19 protein-coding genes are annotated in these 17,638 nt (G+C 46.1%); all 19 read left to right on the forward strand.

All coding sequences use genetic code 11. The features are described from left to right. The first annotated feature begins 168 nt into the window (after positions 1–168). Entirely contained in the window at positions 169–2,271 is a 2,103-nt protein-coding gene (gene topA / locus KAI36_RS10010; protein WP_220027641.1) for a type I DNA topoisomerase, read from the forward strand. 27 nt (positions 2,272–2,298) lie between these two features. Beyond that, complete coding sequence (trmFO, locus tag KAI36_RS10015) at positions 2,299–3,639, forward strand: FADH(2)-oxidizing methylenetetrahydrofolate--tRNA-(uracil(54)-C(5))-methyltransferase TrmFO (protein ID WP_220027642.1); 1,341 nt, start codon at positions 2,299–2,301, stop codon at positions 3,637–3,639. A gap of 26 nt (positions 3,640–3,665) precedes the next feature. Next, positions 3,666–4,208, forward strand: a complete 543-nt coding sequence (gene hslV / locus KAI36_RS10020) for an ATP-dependent protease subunit HslV (RefSeq protein ID WP_013309881.1) — start codon at positions 3,666–3,668, stop codon at positions 4,206–4,208. Positions 4,209–4,244: 36 nt separating this feature from the next. Next, positions 4,245–5,645, forward strand: a complete 1,401-nt coding sequence (gene hslU / locus KAI36_RS10025) for an ATP-dependent protease ATPase subunit HslU (RefSeq protein WP_220027643.1) — start codon at positions 4,245–4,247, stop codon at positions 5,643–5,645. A gap of 408 nt (positions 5,646–6,053) precedes the next feature. Continuing rightward, positions 6,054–6,461, forward strand: coding sequence for a flagellar basal body rod protein FlgB (gene flgB / locus KAI36_RS10030; protein ID WP_013309883.1), 408 nt, complete (start codon positions 6,054–6,056; stop codon positions 6,459–6,461). Positions 6,462–6,467: 6 nt separating this feature from the next. Continuing rightward, entirely contained in the window at positions 6,468–6,920 is a 453-nt protein-coding gene (flgC, locus tag KAI36_RS10035) for a flagellar basal body rod protein FlgC (RefSeq protein WP_013309884.1), read from the forward strand. A gap of 39 nt (positions 6,921–6,959) precedes the next feature. Further along, positions 6,960–7,274: a flagellar hook-basal body complex protein FliE gene (gene fliE / locus KAI36_RS10040; protein ID WP_007430020.1), complete on the forward strand. Its 315-nt coding sequence runs from the start codon at positions 6,960–6,962 to the stop codon at positions 7,272–7,274. Between the two features lie 35 nt (positions 7,275–7,309). Next, entirely contained in the window at positions 7,310–8,893 is a 1,584-nt protein-coding gene (gene fliF / locus KAI36_RS10045) for a flagellar basal-body MS-ring/collar protein FliF (protein WP_013309886.1), read from the forward strand. Positions 8,894–8,904: 11 nt separating this feature from the next. Beyond that, the gene (gene fliG, locus KAI36_RS10050; RefSeq protein ID WP_013370674.1) at positions 8,905–9,921 is read left to right on the forward strand and encodes a flagellar motor switch protein FliG; all 1,017 of its coding nucleotides are present in this window, start codon (positions 8,905–8,907) and stop codon (positions 9,919–9,921) included. Beyond that, the gene (locus KAI36_RS10055) at positions 9,914–10,750 is read left to right on the forward strand and encodes a FliH/SctL family protein (RefSeq protein ID WP_025723732.1); all 837 of its coding nucleotides are present in this window, start codon (positions 9,914–9,916) and stop codon (positions 10,748–10,750) included. Before fliG ends, KAI36_RS10055 begins: the two co-directional genes overlap by 8 nt. Beyond that, on the forward strand, positions 10,737–12,056 hold the full coding sequence (fliI, locus tag KAI36_RS10060) for a flagellar protein export ATPase FliI (protein WP_013309889.1): 1,320 nt from the start codon (positions 10,737–10,739) through the stop codon (positions 12,054–12,056). The genes KAI36_RS10055 and fliI overlap by 14 nt, the downstream gene beginning before the upstream one ends. A gap of 10 nt (positions 12,057–12,066) precedes the next feature. Then, complete coding sequence (gene fliJ, locus KAI36_RS10065; RefSeq protein ID WP_013309890.1) at positions 12,067–12,510, forward strand: flagellar export protein FliJ; 444 nt, start codon at positions 12,067–12,069, stop codon at positions 12,508–12,510. 47 nt (positions 12,511–12,557) lie between these two features. Further along, positions 12,558–13,541: a magnesium transporter MgtE N-terminal domain-containing protein gene (locus KAI36_RS10070; RefSeq protein WP_220027644.1), complete on the forward strand. Its 984-nt coding sequence runs from the start codon at positions 12,558–12,560 to the stop codon at positions 13,539–13,541. A 26-nt stretch (positions 13,542–13,567) separates the two neighbouring features. Then, on the forward strand, positions 13,568–15,028 hold the full coding sequence (locus KAI36_RS10075; RefSeq protein ID WP_220027645.1) for a flagellar hook-length control protein FliK: 1,461 nt from the start codon (positions 13,568–13,570) through the stop codon (positions 15,026–15,028). A 19-nt stretch (positions 15,029–15,047) separates the two neighbouring features. After that, complete coding sequence (locus KAI36_RS10080; protein WP_025723729.1) at positions 15,048–15,581, forward strand: flagellar hook capping FlgD N-terminal domain-containing protein; 534 nt, start codon at positions 15,048–15,050, stop codon at positions 15,579–15,581. Continuing rightward, positions 15,578–15,958, forward strand: a complete 381-nt coding sequence (locus KAI36_RS10085; RefSeq protein ID WP_023988192.1) for a TIGR02530 family flagellar biosynthesis protein — start codon at positions 15,578–15,580, stop codon at positions 15,956–15,958. The genes KAI36_RS10080 and KAI36_RS10085 overlap by 4 nt, the downstream gene beginning before the upstream one ends. A gap of 104 nt (positions 15,959–16,062) precedes the next feature. Then, entirely contained in the window at positions 16,063–16,872 is an 810-nt protein-coding gene (gene flgF, locus KAI36_RS10090; protein WP_220027646.1) for a flagellar basal-body rod protein FlgF, read from the forward strand. Positions 16,873–16,932: 60 nt separating this feature from the next. After that, entirely contained in the window at positions 16,933–17,157 is a 225-nt protein-coding gene (locus KAI36_RS10095) for a flagellar FlbD family protein (RefSeq protein ID WP_013309896.1), read from the forward strand. Then, complete coding sequence (locus tag KAI36_RS10100; RefSeq protein ID WP_023988194.1) at positions 17,154–17,627, forward strand: flagellar basal body-associated FliL family protein; 474 nt, start codon at positions 17,154–17,156, stop codon at positions 17,625–17,627. The genes KAI36_RS10095 and KAI36_RS10100 overlap by 4 nt, the downstream gene beginning before the upstream one ends. Positions 17,628–17,638: the final 11 nt, after the last annotated feature.

Genomic DNA, 17,638 nt, shown 5'->3' on the forward strand with positions numbered 1-17,638 from the left:
AATGTGTTGACATTATGACTCGCAGCAGCGGAGCAGATGGAATCTTTCTGAAGAATCTCAACGATCCGGAAGAATGACCAATCTGTGAAGCTCTCTATCGCGTCATAACTCACCACATTTCAGGAAGTCTATCATATTCATGTGTGTAATTGAGAGGAGGAAGAGCCTATGGCGGATTCACTCGTCATCGTGGAATCGCCTTCCAAGGCGAAGACGATCGGCAAATACTTAGGCAGCAAATATATCGTCAAGGCTTCCATGGGTCATATCAGGGATTTACCGAAGAGTCAGATTGGCGTAGAGGTCGAAAATGATTTTAATCCCAAATACATTACCATTCGAGGTAAAGGCTCAATTTTAAAAGAATTAAAGGATGCCCGAAAAAAAGTAAAAAAAGTATATCTGGCGGCTGACCCGGATCGCGAAGGTGAGGCTATTGCCTGGCATCTGGCGCATGCGCTGGAACTGGACGATACAGCAGATTGCCGTGTTGTATTTAATGAAATTACGAAGCAGGCTGTCAAAGATGCTTTTAAAACACCCCGTAAAATTAATATGGATTTGGTCAATGCTCAGCAGGCACGACGGATACTGGATCGACTTGTTGGCTACAAAATCAGCCCGTTGCTCTGGAAAAAGGTAAAAAAGGGCCTATCCGCTGGGCGTGTGCAGTCGGTTGCGGTGAAAATTATTTTGGACCGGGAAAACGAGATCAGTGAGTTTGTACCAGAAGAATACTGGACGATTACAGCTAAACTAGCTATTAAAGACAGTACCTTTGAAGCGAAATTTCATAAGCTACGCGGTGAAAAGAAAGAGCTCTCTAGCGAAGCGGATGTACAAGAAGTGTTGGAGGCTATCGGAAAATCGTCTTACAAGGTACGCGATGTTAAAGAGAAAGAGCGTTTACGCAATCCTTCTCCTCCATTCACAACAAGTTCCTTGCAGCAGGAGGCGGCTCGGAAGCTCAACTACCGTGCATCTAAAACGATGTCTGTAGCTCAGCAGCTATATGAGGGTGTGGATTTAGGTAAAGAAGGGACCGTGGGTCTGATTACGTATATGCGTACGGATTCCACACGGATCGCCGCTTCAGCTCAAGAGGAAGCGAAAGAATTAATTATTCAAAAATATGGCGAAGCTTTTGTACCTGAAACTCCTCGTCAATATTCAAAAAAAGCGGCCAACGCTCAGGATGCGCATGAAGCGATTCGTCCAACCTCTGCGTTACGCGATCCGGAAACAGTTAAGCCGTTTATGAGTCGGGATCAGTTCCGTTTGTACAAATTGGTATGGGAACGTTTTATGGCCAGCCAGATGGCTTCTGCTATTATGGATACTTTGTCCGTAGATATTGAAGCGGGTGAGACGATATTCCGGGCAGCAGGTTCTAAGGTTCGTTTTCCAGGTTTCATGAAAGTGTATGTAGAGGGAAATGACGACGGTAAAACCGAAGAAGATAAACTGCTGCCACCACTTCAACCAGGCGATAAATTAAAAAAAGAAGCGGTTGAGCCGAAGCAGCATTTTACACAACCGCCTCCCCGTTATACGGAAGCGCGACTGGTGAAGACGCTGGAAGAACTGGGTATAGGACGTCCAAGTACGTATGCGCCAACGCTGGAAACCATTCAGAAACGTGGGTACGTTGCTATTGAAGAGAAGAAGTTTTTCCCTACAGAGCTGGGCGAATTGGTCATCGAACAGATGGAGGAGTTCTTCCCAGAGATTCTGAATGTGGAGTTTACAGCTAATATGGAAGGTGATCTTGACCACGTCGAAGAAGGCGAAGGTAATTGGGTCAAGGTGTTGAGTGACTTTTACGAGTCATTCGAGAAGCGACTTGAAGTGGCTGAAGAAGAAATGAAAGAAATTGAAATAAAAGATGAAGTATCCGATGTCATTTGTGATAAGTGTGGCAGCCAAATGGTGTATAAGCTTGGCCGATTTGGTAAATTCCTGGCCTGTTCTGCTTTTCCAGATTGCCGTAACACAAAGCCAATTGTTAAGGATATCGGGATTAATTGTCCTACATGCGGTGAGGGCCATGTCGTCGAACGACGGAGTAAAAAAGGACGTGTCTTCTATGGATGTGACCGCTACCCGGAATGTGATTTTGTTTCCTGGGATAAACCGTCCATTAAGCCTTGCCCAACTTGCAGTAGCCTAATGGTCGAAAAACGTACAAAACAAGGAACGAAGCTCAACTGTACTGTCTGCGATCACAGCGAAATGCTGGAAGAGAGCGATGAGAGCGTAGAGACTTCTTAAGAACAACAATAGCAGGGGGATTTAAACGTGAGTGAACTACAAAAGGTAACGGTCATCGGAGCAGGTTTGGCGGGCAGCGAAGCTGCCTGGCAAATTGCAAGCCGTGGAGTGCCAGTCAAGTTATATGAAATGAGGCCGGTTGTAAAAACACCAGCACATCATACAGATAAATTTGCCGAACTGGTATGCAGTAATTCCTTGCGGGCAAACGGCCTAACGAATGCAGTAGGCGTACTGAAGGAAGAGATGAGAATACTGAACTCCTTGATTTTGAGTGCAGCAGATCGTCATGCAGTTCCGGCTGGCGGTGCATTGGCAGTGGATCGTGACGGATTTTCCGGTCATATTACTGATACGCTTCATCAACATCCTTTGATCGAGGTTGTTAATGAAGAGCTTCAGGAAATCCCACATGACGGTATTGTGGTCATTGCGACGGGGCCTTTAACTTCTCCAGCTTTGTCGGAACAGATTAAATCGCTGATGGGAGAGGAGTATTTTTATTTTTACGATGCGGCAGCCCCGATTGTAGAAAAGGACTCTATCGATATGAGCAAGGTTTATCTGGCTTCCCGTTATGATAAGGGGGAAGCAGCGTACTTGAATTGTCCGATGAACGAAGCGGAATTTGATGCTTTTTATGAGGCTCTGATTACAGCTGAGGTAGCGCAAGTCAAGGAATTCGAAAAAGAAATTTATTTCGAAGGCTGTATGCCCATCGAAGTGATGATGCAACGTGGGAAACAAACGGCATTGTTTGGACCGATGAAACCTGTAGGTCTCGTAAATCCACATACAGGTGAACTGCCCCACGCAGTTGTTCAGCTTCGGCAGGACAACGCTGCAGGAACGCTGTACAATCTGGTTGGTTTTCAGACTCACCTCAAATGGGGGGAGCAAAAGCGTGTATTTTCAATGATTCCGGGTCTCGAAGAGGCGGAGTTTGTACGTTACGGTGTGATGCATCGCAATACCTTTATTAATTCTCCGCAGCAACTTCATCCAACCTATCAGTTCAAGGGAAGAAGCAATCTATTCTTCGCCGGACAAATGACCGGTGTAGAGGGATATGTGGAGTCGGCGGCTTCTGGTCTGCTGGCCGGGATGAATGCGGCACGAGCAGCGCGTGGACAGGAAATGTTTGTATTTCCTGCAGAAACGACATTAGGCAGCATGGCGCGGTATATTACGACCGCTGATTTTAAGCATTTTCAACCGATGAATGCAAACTTTGGTTTGCTTCCAAAGTTGGAGAAACGGATACGTAACAAAAAAGAAAAAAATGAAGCTCTCGCTAATCGCGCGCTGGAAAGTTTGCACGGTTATATCAACGAAACGGGAGTTATGTCAGCTGAAGTACAGGCATAAGGATGAAGGAAAAGGAGGAGCGCGTTATGGATATGTCCTTTCATGCTACCACCATCTGCGCTGTACGCCACAATGGCAAAGGAGCTATTGCGGGTGATGGACAGGTAACGTTCGGCAACAGTGTTGTAATGAAGCAGACGGCAAAAAAAGTGCGCAGATTGTATCGTGGTCAGGTCGTTGCGGGATTTGCGGGTTCGGTGGCAGATGCTATCACGTTATTTGAAAAGTTCGAAAATAAGCTAGAGGAACACCACGGAAATCTTCAAAGAGCAGCCGTGGAACTGGCCAAGGACTGGCGTCAGGATCGTATTCTGCGCAAGCTGGAAGCTCTCATGATTGTGATGGACTCATCTGGAATGCTGCTCATTTCTGGAGGTGGCGAAATTATCGAGCCGGATGATGATGTGCTTGCGATTGGCTCAGGTGGTAATTTTGCTTTGGCGGCTGCCCGTGCTTTCAAACGCCATGGCTCTGGCATGGAAGCAAAGGACATGGCACGGGAAGCGCTAGAGGTTGCTTCGGAAATATGTGTGTATACGAACAATCAGATTATCGTGGAAGAACTGTAAATCGGCTCTGAGTATTCAAGGGTGGAGGAGTGCAAAATGAATAATCAATCGTTGACGCCCAGACAAGTGGTATCCGAGCTGGATAAGTATATTGTCGGACAAAAGGAAGCTAAAAAATCTGTTGCTGTTGCCTTGCGTAACCGTTATCGGCGTAGTAAGTTGCCGGATGATATCCGGGATGAAATTGTGCCTAAAAATATTTTGATGATCGGGCCGACTGGTGTGGGTAAAACTGAAATTGCACGTAGACTTGCACGGCTCGTGGGAGCTCCTTTTGTCAAGGTAGAGGCGACCAAATTTACAGAAGTGGGTTACGTGGGTCGTGATGTGGAATCCATGGTGCGTGATCTGATGGAAACCTCCATTCGCATCGTTAAGTCGGAACGAACAGAGAATGTGAAGGACAAAGCGGAGGACATGGCAAATGAACGGATTGTCAGCATTCTTGTACCTGCAGAAAAGTCAAACAAATCGCAACGCAATCCCTTTGAAATGCTGTTTGGCAATAACACGGGAACTTCGGTAGAAGAAGAACCACCACAACAGGATGGATCTTTGGCAGAAAAGCGCCGTAAGGTTAAATTCGATCTGTTGTCCGGTAAGCTTGAGGATGATGTTATAGAGATTGATGTGGAGGATACTGCACCCAATATGCTCGATATGTTTGCTGGGCAAGGGAATGAACAAATGGGTATGAATATGCAGGAGATGTTCGGAAGTTTTCTGCCTAAGCGGACGAAGAAGCGCAAGCTATCAGTCAAGGAAGCTCGCAAGGTGTTAATTCAAGATGAAGCTGCCAAATTGATCGATATGGATGATGTGATTCAGGAGTCTGTGAAGCGTGCTGAGCAATCCGGTATTATTTTTATTGATGAAATAGATAAGATTGCCAGCCAGGGGAAGGGGAGTGGCCCCGATGTGTCGAGAGAAGGCGTCCAGCGCGATATTTTACCTATTGTCGAGGGATCTACCATCATGACCAAATACGGTCCGGTAAGAACAGATTACATTCTGTTTATTGCTGCAGGAGCTTTTCATGTTGCAAAACCATCTGACCTGATCCCTGAGCTTCAGGGCCGTTTTCCAATCCGTGTGGAATTAAGTAGCCTGACTTTGGATGAGTTTGTGTCGATACTGACGGAGCCTAAAAATGCGCTGACCAAGCAATACACTGATTTACTCCGTACTGAGGAGATTGAAGTCGAATTTTCTGCGGAAGCGATCCGTGAGATTGCCAGCATTGCTGAGTCTGTAAATCGCAACACCGAAAATATTGGCGCACGTCGTTTGCATACCATTCTAGAAAAGCTGCTGGAGGATCTGTCGTTTGAAGCACCAGAGCTTACATTGGATCGTATGATCATTACCCCGGAATATGTACGTGAGAAGCTGGGAGATATTGCCCAAAACAGGGACCTTAGTCAGTATATTTTATGAATAGGGTTTCTAAAAATAAGGTGTGTGGTCCAGAATAACACTATCTTGCACCGTCGTTTAGACCTAGATAATGGTCAAGTTGATGATTTTTCTGTCTATTCCAAAAGTAGGACGTATAATCTTTTACAGGTGTAAAGTGCTAAAAAAACATTCATTTTCTTGAAATAAACCTGAAAAATTTAACATTTTATGCATCTAAAGCCCTCTTTTTTAAAAAAGATAGGGCTTTTTTCTTATTGTAATTAGGTCCCAACTCTACGAAACTTAGAATATATGACAGAAAGTTATTATTTTCTACTTAAGACCTAAAAGAAATGTATAATTATGAAATTTTATTGTCGAAAAAAAGTGAAAAATCTTGTTTTATTGAATCTTACTTTGGAGTAGACGCTGGGAGGGAGGAGCTAAATGAATCTGCTGGGTGATATGAGCTTTCAAAAGCTTCAGGCAGGTGTACAGGCGGCAAATACGAGACAACGTGTGATGGCCGACAATATATCCAATGCGGATACCCCGTATTTTAAGCGTTCGGAGGTTTCATTTGAAGAACTGCTTCAGCAGCAAATGGACGGTGATGTCACACCACTACGTGGAAAAGTAACCAATTCAAGACATTTTCAAATAGGACCTGTGAACTCCATTCCAGATGCCACGGTCACCAAAGATGGGTACTCAGTCATGAATAACAATATGAACAACGTAGATATCGACAGAGAAATGAGTCTTATGGCTGAAAATCAACTAAGATATAATACCTACATCCAAGAAATTAATGAGCGCATCAAAATGATGAGAACAGCGGTAGAAGGGAGATAGGACTAGGTGAAGATTAACAACGGCTTTGATATTAGTGCATCTGCTCTTACGGCCCAACGGTTGCGGATGGACGTTATATCTAGCAACATTGCCAACGCAGAGACAACTCGGGCGAAAGTAGAGAATGGACAAGCAGTTCCATATCGGAGAAAAACGGTTGTTTTGGAGCCGAACCAATCTGGCTTTGCCGATGTTTTGAAGGCTCAAATGGAAGGAAGTAGCACAAGCGCTGCTGGCGTTAAGGTTTCGCAAATTCAGGAAGATCAGTCACCTTTGAAGCCTGTGTACAATCCGGGTCACCCGGACGCTGATAAAGATGGCTATGTATATATGCCTAATGTAGACATTATGAAAGAAATGGTCGACATGATTTCCGCAACACGCTCATACGAAGCCAATGTAACAGCTCTGAATGCATCAAAGGCTATGGTTTCCAAAGCGCTTGAAATCGGTCGCTAAGTTCTAGGACTACTAACTACTTAATAGGGAGAGTAAAACATGATTCAGAACGCCATGTTTAATGTACAGACACCGGTAATACAGCAGATTCAATCGCCTAACAATGAGTTGACGAAAGCGACGCCTTCCGAATCCTTGAAGGATTTTGGTTCCTTCCTAAAGGATGCTCTCAATGAAGTAGGGCAGCAGGAAGCCGCTACGCACCAGATGTCCGACCAATTCATGGCAGGCAAAGTTGATGTAGATCAGGTCATGATCACTTCCCAACAAGCGCTGCTTTCCCTGCAGCTTACTACACAGGTCCGAAACAAAGCGATCGAAGCCTATCAGGAGATCATGCGTACACAGATGTAAAGAGGGTTTAGCAAAGTTTCGGATGGGGTGACGGAGTGAACGAGAGAATCGCCCAATATCGGGATAAGATTTCCGGGTATTGGAATAATTTCAGCAAAAAACAGAAGATATTACTTGTTTCGACATTAGCATTCATCATTATCGCCGTTGTAGTGCTAACGATGCAGTTTACCAAAACCGAGTATGAAGTGGCTTTCCGAGATTTAAATGCTAACGATGCTGCCGGAGTCATTAAATATCTAGATTCTGCGGGAATACCGTATCAACTTAATGCTGGTGGGACACAAATCTCAGTCCCAACCGCTAATGCGGATAAGGCGAAGGTAGATGTTGGGTCTCAAGGCCTGATTCAGAAGGGTTCAATCGGCATGAGTGCTTTTGATCAGTCCTCCTCTGCCATTGGTATGACGGAGAACGAGTTCAATGTGAAGTACAATAATGCATTGAACGGCGAAATACAGCAACTGTTGGAACGGATGGATGGTGTCCAAAGCTCCAAAGCTGTCATTAACATGCCAAAGGAAAACATTTTTGCCGGACTTGAAGAAAAGGACAAAGCCTCCGCTTCGATTCAAATGGAATTCGAGCCTGGCTTTACTCCAAATCAGCAAGCGATCGACGGATATTTTAATCTGGTAAAAACGGCCGTACCGAATTTGCCAGTGGAAAACATTACGATCACCAATAAGGAATATGAGTTGATTCCAACGGCCAAGGGCGGCCAAGGTGGGCTCACTAGTGGTGTTCAGGAAAACATGGCTCTACAGAAGAAGTTTGAGAGCGATGTAAGGAATAATGTTCAACAATTTTTGTCGAAAATTGTTGGAGACGACAAGGTAAATGTGCTGGTTATGTCCCAGCTAAATTTCGACAAAGTAACATCAAAGGAACAAATGGTCACACCTGTTGATCAAACGAAAATGAAGGGTATTGAAATTAGTGCCCAACAAATTCAGGAAAGCTATACGGGCAGTAGTGGACAAACCGGAGGAGTTGCAGGAACAGGAACACAGGATGTTCCAGGCTACCCCGGAGGAGCTAATTCCGGCAATACCAGCTCAGATAAGAGCTCAAGTACGATTAACTACGAAGTTAACCGAATTGCAAGGGATATTATCCAAAGTCCGTACACTGTAAAAGATTTAACCATTAATGTAGCAGTTGAACCACCAACAGGTCAGCAAACGTTAGATACTGCAACTCAGACAGCAATTCAAAATATTTTGGTTAATATTGTAAGAGCGTCATTGGCGAATTCCGGTACTACTATTACAGACGCTGATTTGGCTAAGAAGGTTTCAGTGTTCTCACAAGCTGTTCCAGCGCCTGCGAGCACGAATACATTCTTCTCAGCTTCCAACCCTTGGCTATGGGGAATCGGAGCTGCTGTTCTGGCACTGCTGGCGGGTGTAATCTTCCTCATCGTACGCGGTCGTCGTAAGCAGGAAGAAGAGTTGGATGAAGAATTGCAACTCATGCCAACGCCGACGGAGTTCCCGTCTATTACCATGGAAAGTGTGACAAATGAAAGTCAAGTGCGTAAACAGCTTGAAAGTCTGGCGAAAAAGAAACCCGACGAATTCGTCAATCTGCTTCGTACATGGCTGGCTGACGAATAGAGGTGAGTTCATTGGCAAAGGCAAGCAGTCAAGGTTTAACGGGAAGACAGAAAGCGGCTATACTTCTGATCACAATGGGACCAGAGGTATCTGCTCAAATATTCAAGCATTTGCGTGATGAGGAGATCGAGCAACTTACATTGGAAATTGCCAATGTGCGGAAGGTCGATGCCATTGAGAAGGACTCCATCATGGCCGAGTTTCATCAAATTTGTTTGGCTCAGGAGTACATTTCCCAAGGCGGTATTAATTACGCTAAAGAAATATTGGAAAAAGCACTCGGATCGCAAAAAGCAGTTGAGGTCATTAACCGTCTAACAGCGACGTTACAGGTAAGACCGTTCGATTTTGCTCGCAAGGCTGATCCAAACCAGATATTGAATTTTATACAGAATGAGAATCCGCAAACGATTGCTCTCGTGCTTTCGTACTTGCAATTCGAGCAAGCGGCTGCAATTCTGTCGTCTCTGCCACAAGAAAAACAGGCAGATGTGGCCCGGCGTGTCGCTGTCATGGACAGTACATCTCCGGAAGTTATTTCCCAGGTGGAACGAGTATTGGAGCAAAAGCTGTCGGCAACCGCGACGCAGGATTACACGAATGCGGGCGGTATCGAGTCTATTGTTCAGATTTTGAATGGCGTAGACCGCGGAACCGAACGTACGATTCTCGACTCGCTTGAAATTCAAGATCCAGAACTGGCTGAGGAAATCAAGAAAAGAATGTTCGTGTTCGAGGATATCGTCAATGTGGACAACCGTTCCATTCAGCGCATTATCCGCGATATCGACAATGCAGATTTGCAATTGGCGCTTAAAGTGTCCAGTGAAGAAGTACGCGATGTGATTTTCCGAAATATGTCGAAACGTATGGCAGAAACCTTCAAAGAGGAAATGGAGTACATGGGACCGGTGCGGTTGCGTGATGTGGAAGAAGCACAGACACGTATCGTATCGACAATCCGCAGATTGGAAGAGGCCGGTGAGATTATAATCGCACGCGGCGGAGGAGATGACATCATTGTCTAACTTGATCAAATCTTTCCAATATGTTCCTGTAGAGGCTTTGAAAACAATTGATGTGGCACATACGTATGCGCCAGAAACGACGGATGAAGAAATCACAACTGAATATACGGAACCGGAGCCTCAGCGAGATCACGAGGCTGAACGGCTGCGGGATGAAATGCTGAATGATGCTAAGGATTTTGCCGAACGTCAGGTTCGCGAGGCAGCTGAAGAAGCGGAACGGATGCTTCAGGAGGCACAGCAGCAGATTGAAGCTTGGTGGCAGGAACGACGCGAGCATGACGAGCAGTTAACTCAGTCGTTAAAAGCTGATGGGTTTCAGCAAGGATATGAAGAAGGTCAGAAGCTGGCTGAGGCCGAGCTCCAGACGAAATCAGAGCAGATGATGGAAGAAGCACAGGATATTCTGCGTCAGGCCTATGAGATCAAGGAACAACTGATTCAGGAAGCTGAGCCTTTCCTGGTTGAACTGAGTAGTGCTATTGCTGAAAAGGTCATTGAGAAACAGCTTAGCCTTGAGCCTGAATACACGATTGAATTAATTCGTAAAAATTTGGCTCGTAAGCGGGAAAAAGGAACCATTACATTGTGTGTGTCGCCTCAGCATTTCGCATTTGTGCAAGGTGCGCGAGAAGAATTGTCATTAACTGTCGATTCGCAGGCAGAACTGCAAATTATTCCTGATGGTACCGTGAAAGATCGCGGTTGTGTTATCCGTTCTTCCTTTGGAAGTGTGGATGCGCGGATTGATACGCAATTAGCTGAGATCAAAAAGGAATTACTGCGTCTGGCACATGAGAATGAGGAGCGAAGACATGAAGGGGCTTAATGCGCAGCGCTACATGGATCATTTGCGCCAGCTGGACCCGGTTCGGGTAAATGGCAAGGTTACGCAGGTTATCGGCCTGATGGTTGAATCGGAAGGTCCAGACGCCAGTATCGGGGATGTTTGTTACATTTATCCGGGTAAAACGGCAAAGCCGTTGCAAGCGGAGGTTGTAGGCTTCAGGGACAATAAAGTGCTTCTGATGCCACTTGGAGAACTGCAATCCATTGGTCCCGGTTGTGATGTAGTAGGAACAGGGAAGCCGTTGAATGTGCAGGTCGGGTCTGAGCTGTTAGGCAAAGTGCTGGACGGCTTGGGTCAGCCTCTGGATGGTTCATTGATTCCCTCGCGAATGGCGAGATATTCAACCTTCAATATTCCGTCCAATCCGTTGAATCGTCCGCGTGTGCAGGAACCAATCAGTATCGGGGTGCGCGCTATCGACGGGTTGCTTACTATCGGTAAAGGACAACGGGTTGGTATTTTTGCAGGTTCGGGTGTAGGTAAAAGTACCTTGATGGGAATGATTGCTCGTAATACGGAAGCCGATGTGAATGTAATTGCCTTGATCGGGGAACGTGGACGCGAGGTGCTGGACTTTATTGAACGGGATTTAGGTCCGGAGGGACTAGAACGTTCCGTGGTCATTGTGGCAACTTCCGACCAGCCTGCGTTAATCCGTATTAAGGGTGCACTTATTGCAACGACGATCGCGGAATATTTTCGGGATCGCGGGTTAAATGTCATGCTGATGATGGATTCAGTTACCCGGTATGCGATGGCCCAACGTGAAGTGGGACTAGCCGTAGGGGAGCCACCAGCAATGAGAGGGTACACACCTTCCGTGTTTGCTAGTCTACCTAAGCTTCTAGAACGTGCAGGGACTGGTCCTACTGGCTCCATAACCGCTTTTTATACGGTACTGGTCGATGGTGATGATATGAACGAGCCCATCGCGGATGCAGTGCGCGGGATTTTGGATGGACACATTGTCTTGAATCGTGGGATTGCGAACAAGGGACATTTTCCCGCAATTGATGTGTTAGCTAGTATTAGCCGGGTTATGAAGGATATCGCACCACGAGATCAGATAGACGCTGCCGAGAACATTAAGCGCTTGATGGCCGTTTACAAAGATTCGGAGGACCTGATTAATATCGGGGCCTATCAGCAGGGTTCAAATGCAGAAATTGACGAATCCATGGAGCGTATACGGGATATATGGGATTTTACAAGACAAAGAACAGATGAAAAGGCTGAGCTGGACGAGGTAAGGGAGCGTTTGATTTCTGAATTTACGAGGAGATGAAGGTTGAACGATGAGATTTCAGTATTCCTTTCAGAAAGTTGTAGACTTGAAAACCAACGAAAAGTCACAGGCCGAATGGTTGCTTTCCAGTGCTGTCGGACAATTGCAGGCTGAGGAGCAGACATTAACACAGCTTGTAGGCGAAAGGAATCGGGTCATATCAGCCATTCAAAAGGCTGCCGAGGATTGCGCGCCACTCTCTACCATTCAGGAATTACAGGCTTATGTTAATCATCTGGACCAATGTATTACACGCAAGCATAGGGATGTTCAATATGCGCAGCAAAATGTGCAAAGCAAACAAACCGTTTTGACCGATAAAATGCTGGATGAACAGGTTTGGCTGAAAGCGAGAGAGAAGGCCAACGTGAAATTCCAACAGGAAATGCTCCTGCGCGAGCAGAACGAGCTGGATGAAATGGCTTCCGTGCGATTTGCCATGAAAGCCCGGTAAGCGGAAAGTCATAGGATACGCATATCAGCTGCCTGAGGAGGAAGACGATGGCACAGAAGTTAGCAGAAAATGAACTGGATATGGATTTAGGTAAAGAATCAGGCGGGGGATTTGAACGGTTTATGTTTTTCCTGATTCCGATTGTGTTCACAATCGTTCTGGTCGGGGTCCTGCTTACATTGTTCAATATGGACTTCAGAAGCGAAATGATTTCATTAGGAAACAAAATACCAGTTGTTAAAAATTGGGTGCCTGAACCGAAAGATAAGGCTACCCAGACGAAAGAGGCAGATCAGAAGGCACAGTCTGAAAGTTCTGAAGCAACCATTCAGCAGTTAAAGGCAGATTTAGCCAAGCAGACGGAGGAGCTTAAAAAGGCTACCGCTGCTAAGACGACACAAGATAAAAAGGTTACTGAACTGCAGAATCAGATCAATACGCTCCAAACGCAACAGGAACAGCAGCCACAGGCCAGTCAGCAGGGACAGGCTGGTACGCAAACTACAGGTGGAACAACAAATGAAGATCCTTATGTAAAACAGGCCAGAGATCTTGCTAGCATGTATGAAGGAATGACAGCTAGTAAAGCGGCACCGATTATGGAGAATCTGACTACGGAAGAGACTGTGCAGCTGCTAAGCTACATGGACCCTGCCAACAGTGCAAAGATTTTGCAAAAGATGGACGCTAAAAAAGCAGCCGATATTACTATGGCTCTGAAAAACGTAACGCCATCTACGGATTTGTCAGTTGCTGCGTTGCAGTCTCGTCTGAAAAAGGATCAAGGTACCACAGCTGGCACGACGAGTAAGAGTTTGCAAAGCACTCAAATCAGTAGCACATTTGCTTCCATGGACAAGAAGAGCGGTGCCGAACTTATTTTACAAACTTACAAAATCAGTCCAGACAAGGCATTAAACATATTAAATACAGTAGATGATTCGACACGTGGTTCTTTACTACAAAATATGTCTGCCAAGGATGCGGCTCAGACCGCAAAAATTTTGAACAAACTGATGGGCAGTAAGTAATTTAAATGAAGGGAGGTGAAAAATAAATGACCCTTATTTCTCAAAGTGTATCGCTCAGCTCCAGTCAGACAGCTAGCAGTACGACAGCCTCAACAACGAGTACAGCCACGGCTGCCGGAGCAACCACGGGTGCTTTTAATCAAACACTTACGCAAATGATGACAGGCGGGCAAACGGGCTCAGCAGGCACAGATGCGAACGGTTCTCCATTAGTTATGGTACTTCCGTTGATTGCAACCGGAGAATCCGCAGAAGCTCCAACCGAGCCGCTGGTCGAAACACTGGCTCCTTTGCTGCAAAATCTCGAAAAGCTGGATGATCAGGTAGCTGCCGATCCTGCACTGCTTGCAACTCTGCAAGCGTGGATTCAGCAAGTACAACAGTTTTTGCAAGGCGACGGAACAAATCAACAGTTAAACGGTGGAGAAACGACAGAGGCGACAGGCTTAACAGCCTTGGCAGCCAACCCGGCTACTCTTCGATTTGCATTGCAGGACGCTTTGTCACAACTAGCCAATGTAGCAGAGCAGGCTTCTGGAGACCAAAAGTCCCAGGTGGCACAGTTGCTACAATCGCTCCAAAGCGCAACGGCAGGGACGGGAGCTATTTCCGATGAGCAGTGGAATGGTGTAATGAAAGCTGTGGAACTTGCTGATGGTGGGGATTCACAAGCGGTTCAGCCTTCTGCAAATCGAGCAAATGGTACTCAGACCGTAGCTACAGCTACTACAGACAAACAGGTTGTTGTTTCTCAGCAGCAAGCAAGTCAGGGCGAAACTAATCAGCAAGGTTCAGAAGGGCAACGTTCATCAACTAATGTTCTCGTTCAGTCTACAGTTAAAACGACTGGAGCGGATGAAGCGAGTGCATTCGTAGATGCAACTGAGCAAGCGGATCCGACAGCAACTGACAATCAGACTCCAGTGATCACGACTGCGGGACAGCTTTCGGTACAAACGCAAGGAACAACACCTTCGGCTCCGGCTCAACCAGTCGTACATGTACGGCAATTTGCCAAGGAGATGACCGAATTTGTAGTGCAGAAACTTGACATTGTAAAACACACTGGTTTGACGGAAGCGACTATCATGCTTCGTCCAGATCATCTGGGCCAGCTGGAGGTTAAGCTGACAATGCAAAATGGTCATCTGGTTGCCCAGTTCATGACTGAGCATAGCGGAGCGAAGGATTTGCTGGAACAGCAAATGTCGCAGTTGCGTTCGAGTCTCCAGAGCCAAGGTATCCAGGTGGATAAGGTAGAAGTAACGCACAATGAGTCGCTTTCCTCCCATATGTATCAGGATGGACGCGGATCTGGAGCTAATCAGCAGCAGCAGCAATCCAATCAACGTTCCAAAGCTCGAGGTAGAGAAGAGAGCGAGGATGCTTTGAAGGTAGCTGAAATGGCAGAAGAGCTTCGTAACTGGACAGCAGAACAACGCGCAGATGATATGAATCGGACAGGCTCCTTTACAGCACAAGCGTAATGATGGAGGTGAGAACACAATGACGACTACAGACAACAATGTATCCACCAGTAACGTCTGGCCGAATTACAATGTGAACAATGTCAAAACAGCAAGTGCCAAGGATACTAAAACGATGGGTAAAGATCAATTTTTGAAAATTTTGATCACCCAGCTACAAAATCAGGATCCGATGCAGCCTTTGGAGGATAAAGAATTTATCGCTCAAATGGCCCAGTTTTCCTCGGTGGAACAACTGATGAACATTTCTACGCAGTTGAATGCATTGGGACAGTCTTTAGGTACGGCTTCCGGTTTGATAGGAAAAGAAGTCAGCTGGATTGAGGCAGGTAAAAAAGACTCCATTACAGGTGAAACAGGTGCGGGTACAGTAAAAAGTGGAATCGTGGATTCCATCGTTATTCGCGACGGTGTGCAGTATGCCAAAATGGGAGCAGCTGAGGTGGCATTAAAAGATGTAACATCAGTGAGCCAGGCTAACACAACGACTCCCGCTACGGATACATCGGATACTTCATCTTCTTCCTCTACTGGAAGCGGTGAGAACTCATGAATGACAGGATAACGGTCGGACGCCTTTTTCCCGCCAATGTGCCCCCGGCAGCAATCACACAAAACCGAGTAAATTCGGTATCCAAGGATGCCAGACCGTTCGGTCAGGTGTTGCAGGATCAGGTGCTCAAGCTGAGCAATCATGCGGCCAAGCGTCTGGAGCAGCGGGGAATAGAGTTGAGAAGTGACCAAATGGCGAAAATTAACTCTGCTGTGGATAAAGCAGCTGCCAAAGGCGCCAAAGAATCATTGATTTTAATGCAGGATATGGCTTTGATTGTAAGTGTTCCTAATCGAACCGTTGTTACCGCGATGGATAAGAAATCCATGGAGGATAACGTATTTACGCAGATAGATAGTGCTGTAATTATTTCATGAAAAATGTATACGAAGTGGCTGGCCCGAATAGGAAAGCCATGAAAAAGCCGCGGATCGACTGATGCGGTCAACTAAGCAACCAATCAGAGGAGGATTTATACTCAATGTTGAGATCAATGTATTCAGGTGTATCGGGCATGAAGGGCTTTCAAACGAAGCTGGACGTTATCGGTAACAACATTGCAAACGTAAATACTACAGGCTTCAAGTCCAGCCGAGTAATGTTCAAGGATATCTTGAGCCAAACGAGTTCAGGCGCAAGTGCACCAGACGGAACAACAACCGCCGGGCAGAATGCCAAGCAGGTAGGTTTGGGGGTATCGGTCAGCTCAATTGATACACTGCATCTTCCAGGTAGTGCAATGACTACGAACAACCCAACGGATTTACGTATTAACGGTGACGGATTTTTCCTGGTCAAAATGAATGATGCACAGGAAGTCCCTTATCTGACTCGTGCGGGTGATTTCCACATAGATGCAAACCGGAATCTGGTTACTTCCGATGGATTTTTTGTGGGAGATTTGGGTGGAGATCCCATCACACTTGCTGACAATGTTACGGCAGTCTCTATCTCACAGGATGGCACGATTGTACAGCAATTAGATGATGGTACAGTGGATAATGGCACGCAAATTGGTATAGCTAGAGTTACTAACCCGGAAGGTTTGGAGAAAATTGGAGGCAGCCTGTATCGTACAACGGTCAACTCCAACATTGATGCACTTGAGCCTGGAGCAGCCAACTCAGAGGGGCGTGGAGCTATCATCGCGGGTCAGCTGGAAATGTCCAACGTTGATCTGACAGGTGAATTTACCGAAATGATCGTAGCTCAGCGCGGATTCCAGGCGAACTCGCGTATCATTACGACCTCGGATGAAGTGCTTCAGGAAGTTGTAAACTTGAAACGATAATCTCATTTAAACGCGGAGGAGTAGTAGCTCCTCCGCACCTATCAGGAGGTTGGTGTTACGATGATCCCGTTAACGCGGCTGAACGGCTCGCCTATGTGGCTTAATGCGCTGCTCATTGAGACTGTGGAGGAAACACCGGATACATACGTCACTTTGGTGACGGGGAAACGGTTGATTGTATTGGAAAAAGCGGCAGATGTCGTCTCCTTGATCAAGGGTTACAGCCGTGAAATCGGCATGCATGCCGCCACGATAAAAGTGCAACAAATGGAGGAAGACGAATGAAGAAGATGCTGCCATGGCTCATTACAATTTTACTCGCGATTACTTTGATTGCAGGCGCGGCCTTTGTACTTATACCAGCGCTTAGCGGGAAGAAGTCGGAAGTCATACCGAATGCGCAAGCTGCTCAGGCAGAACAACTTCCAAGATTGTCAGCAGATGAATTGGTGGAAGTGAGTTCTGAAATTACTGGTATCAAAACAAATCTGGCAGATGCAGATTACATTGTTCAGATGAACCTATCTTTTCAATTGAACGATGCCAAAGCAAAAGAATCTTTTGAAAAAATCAAAGACATCAGTATTAAGCCCATCGTTATTCAATTACTTGCAGACACCAAACCTGATGAGCTCAGAACGGCTAAAGGCCGGGACCAGTTCAGTGACAAGCTGACGGATCTCATCAACAAGTCGCTCCCTGAAGGTCACCTGGGGAACGCCAAAATTACAGACTTTTTGCTGGCAGCCATTTGATTCCAGGTGAA

The sequence above is a fragment of the Paenibacillus sp. S02 genome (assembly GCF_019454065.1).
GTDB lineage: Bacteria > Bacillota > Bacilli > Paenibacillales > Paenibacillaceae > Paenibacillus > Paenibacillus polymyxa_B.

What these genes read in the sequence shown, in the direction of transcription:
- topA (WP_220027641.1), top strand. Translation starts at nt 169, where the DNA reads ATGGCGGATTCACTCGTCATCGTGGAATCGCCTTCCAAGGCGAAGACG.
- hslV (WP_013309881.1), top strand. Translation starts at nt 3,666, where the DNA reads ATGGATATGTCCTTTCATGCTACCACCATCTGCGCTGTACGCCACAAT.
- hslU (WP_220027643.1), top strand. Translation starts at nt 4,245, where the DNA reads ATGAATAATCAATCGTTGACGCCCAGACAAGTGGTATCCGAGCTGGAT.
- flgB (WP_013309883.1), top strand. Translation starts at nt 6,054, where the DNA reads ATGAATCTGCTGGGTGATATGAGCTTTCAAAAGCTTCAGGCAGGTGTA.
- fliE (WP_007430020.1), top strand. Translation starts at nt 6,960, where the DNA reads ATGATTCAGAACGCCATGTTTAATGTACAGACACCGGTAATACAGCAG.
- fliI (WP_013309889.1), top strand. Translation starts at nt 10,737, where the DNA reads ATGAAGGGGCTTAATGCGCAGCGCTACATGGATCATTTGCGCCAGCTG.
- fliJ (WP_013309890.1), top strand. Translation starts at nt 12,067, where the DNA reads ATGAGATTTCAGTATTCCTTTCAGAAAGTTGTAGACTTGAAAACCAAC.
- KAI36_RS10070 (WP_220027644.1), top strand. Translation starts at nt 12,558, where the DNA reads ATGGCACAGAAGTTAGCAGAAAATGAACTGGATATGGATTTAGGTAAA.
- KAI36_RS10075 (WP_220027645.1), top strand. Translation starts at nt 13,568, where the DNA reads ATGACCCTTATTTCTCAAAGTGTATCGCTCAGCTCCAGTCAGACAGCT.
- KAI36_RS10080 (WP_025723729.1), top strand. Translation starts at nt 15,048, where the DNA reads ATGACGACTACAGACAACAATGTATCCACCAGTAACGTCTGGCCGAAT.
- KAI36_RS10085 (WP_023988192.1), top strand. Translation starts at nt 15,578, where the DNA reads ATGAATGACAGGATAACGGTCGGACGCCTTTTTCCCGCCAATGTGCCC.
- flgF (WP_220027646.1), top strand. Translation starts at nt 16,063, where the DNA reads ATGTTGAGATCAATGTATTCAGGTGTATCGGGCATGAAGGGCTTTCAA.
- KAI36_RS10095 (WP_013309896.1), top strand. Translation starts at nt 16,933, where the DNA reads ATGATCCCGTTAACGCGGCTGAACGGCTCGCCTATGTGGCTTAATGCG.
- KAI36_RS10100 (WP_023988194.1), top strand. Translation starts at nt 17,154, where the DNA reads ATGAAGAAGATGCTGCCATGGCTCATTACAATTTTACTCGCGATTACT.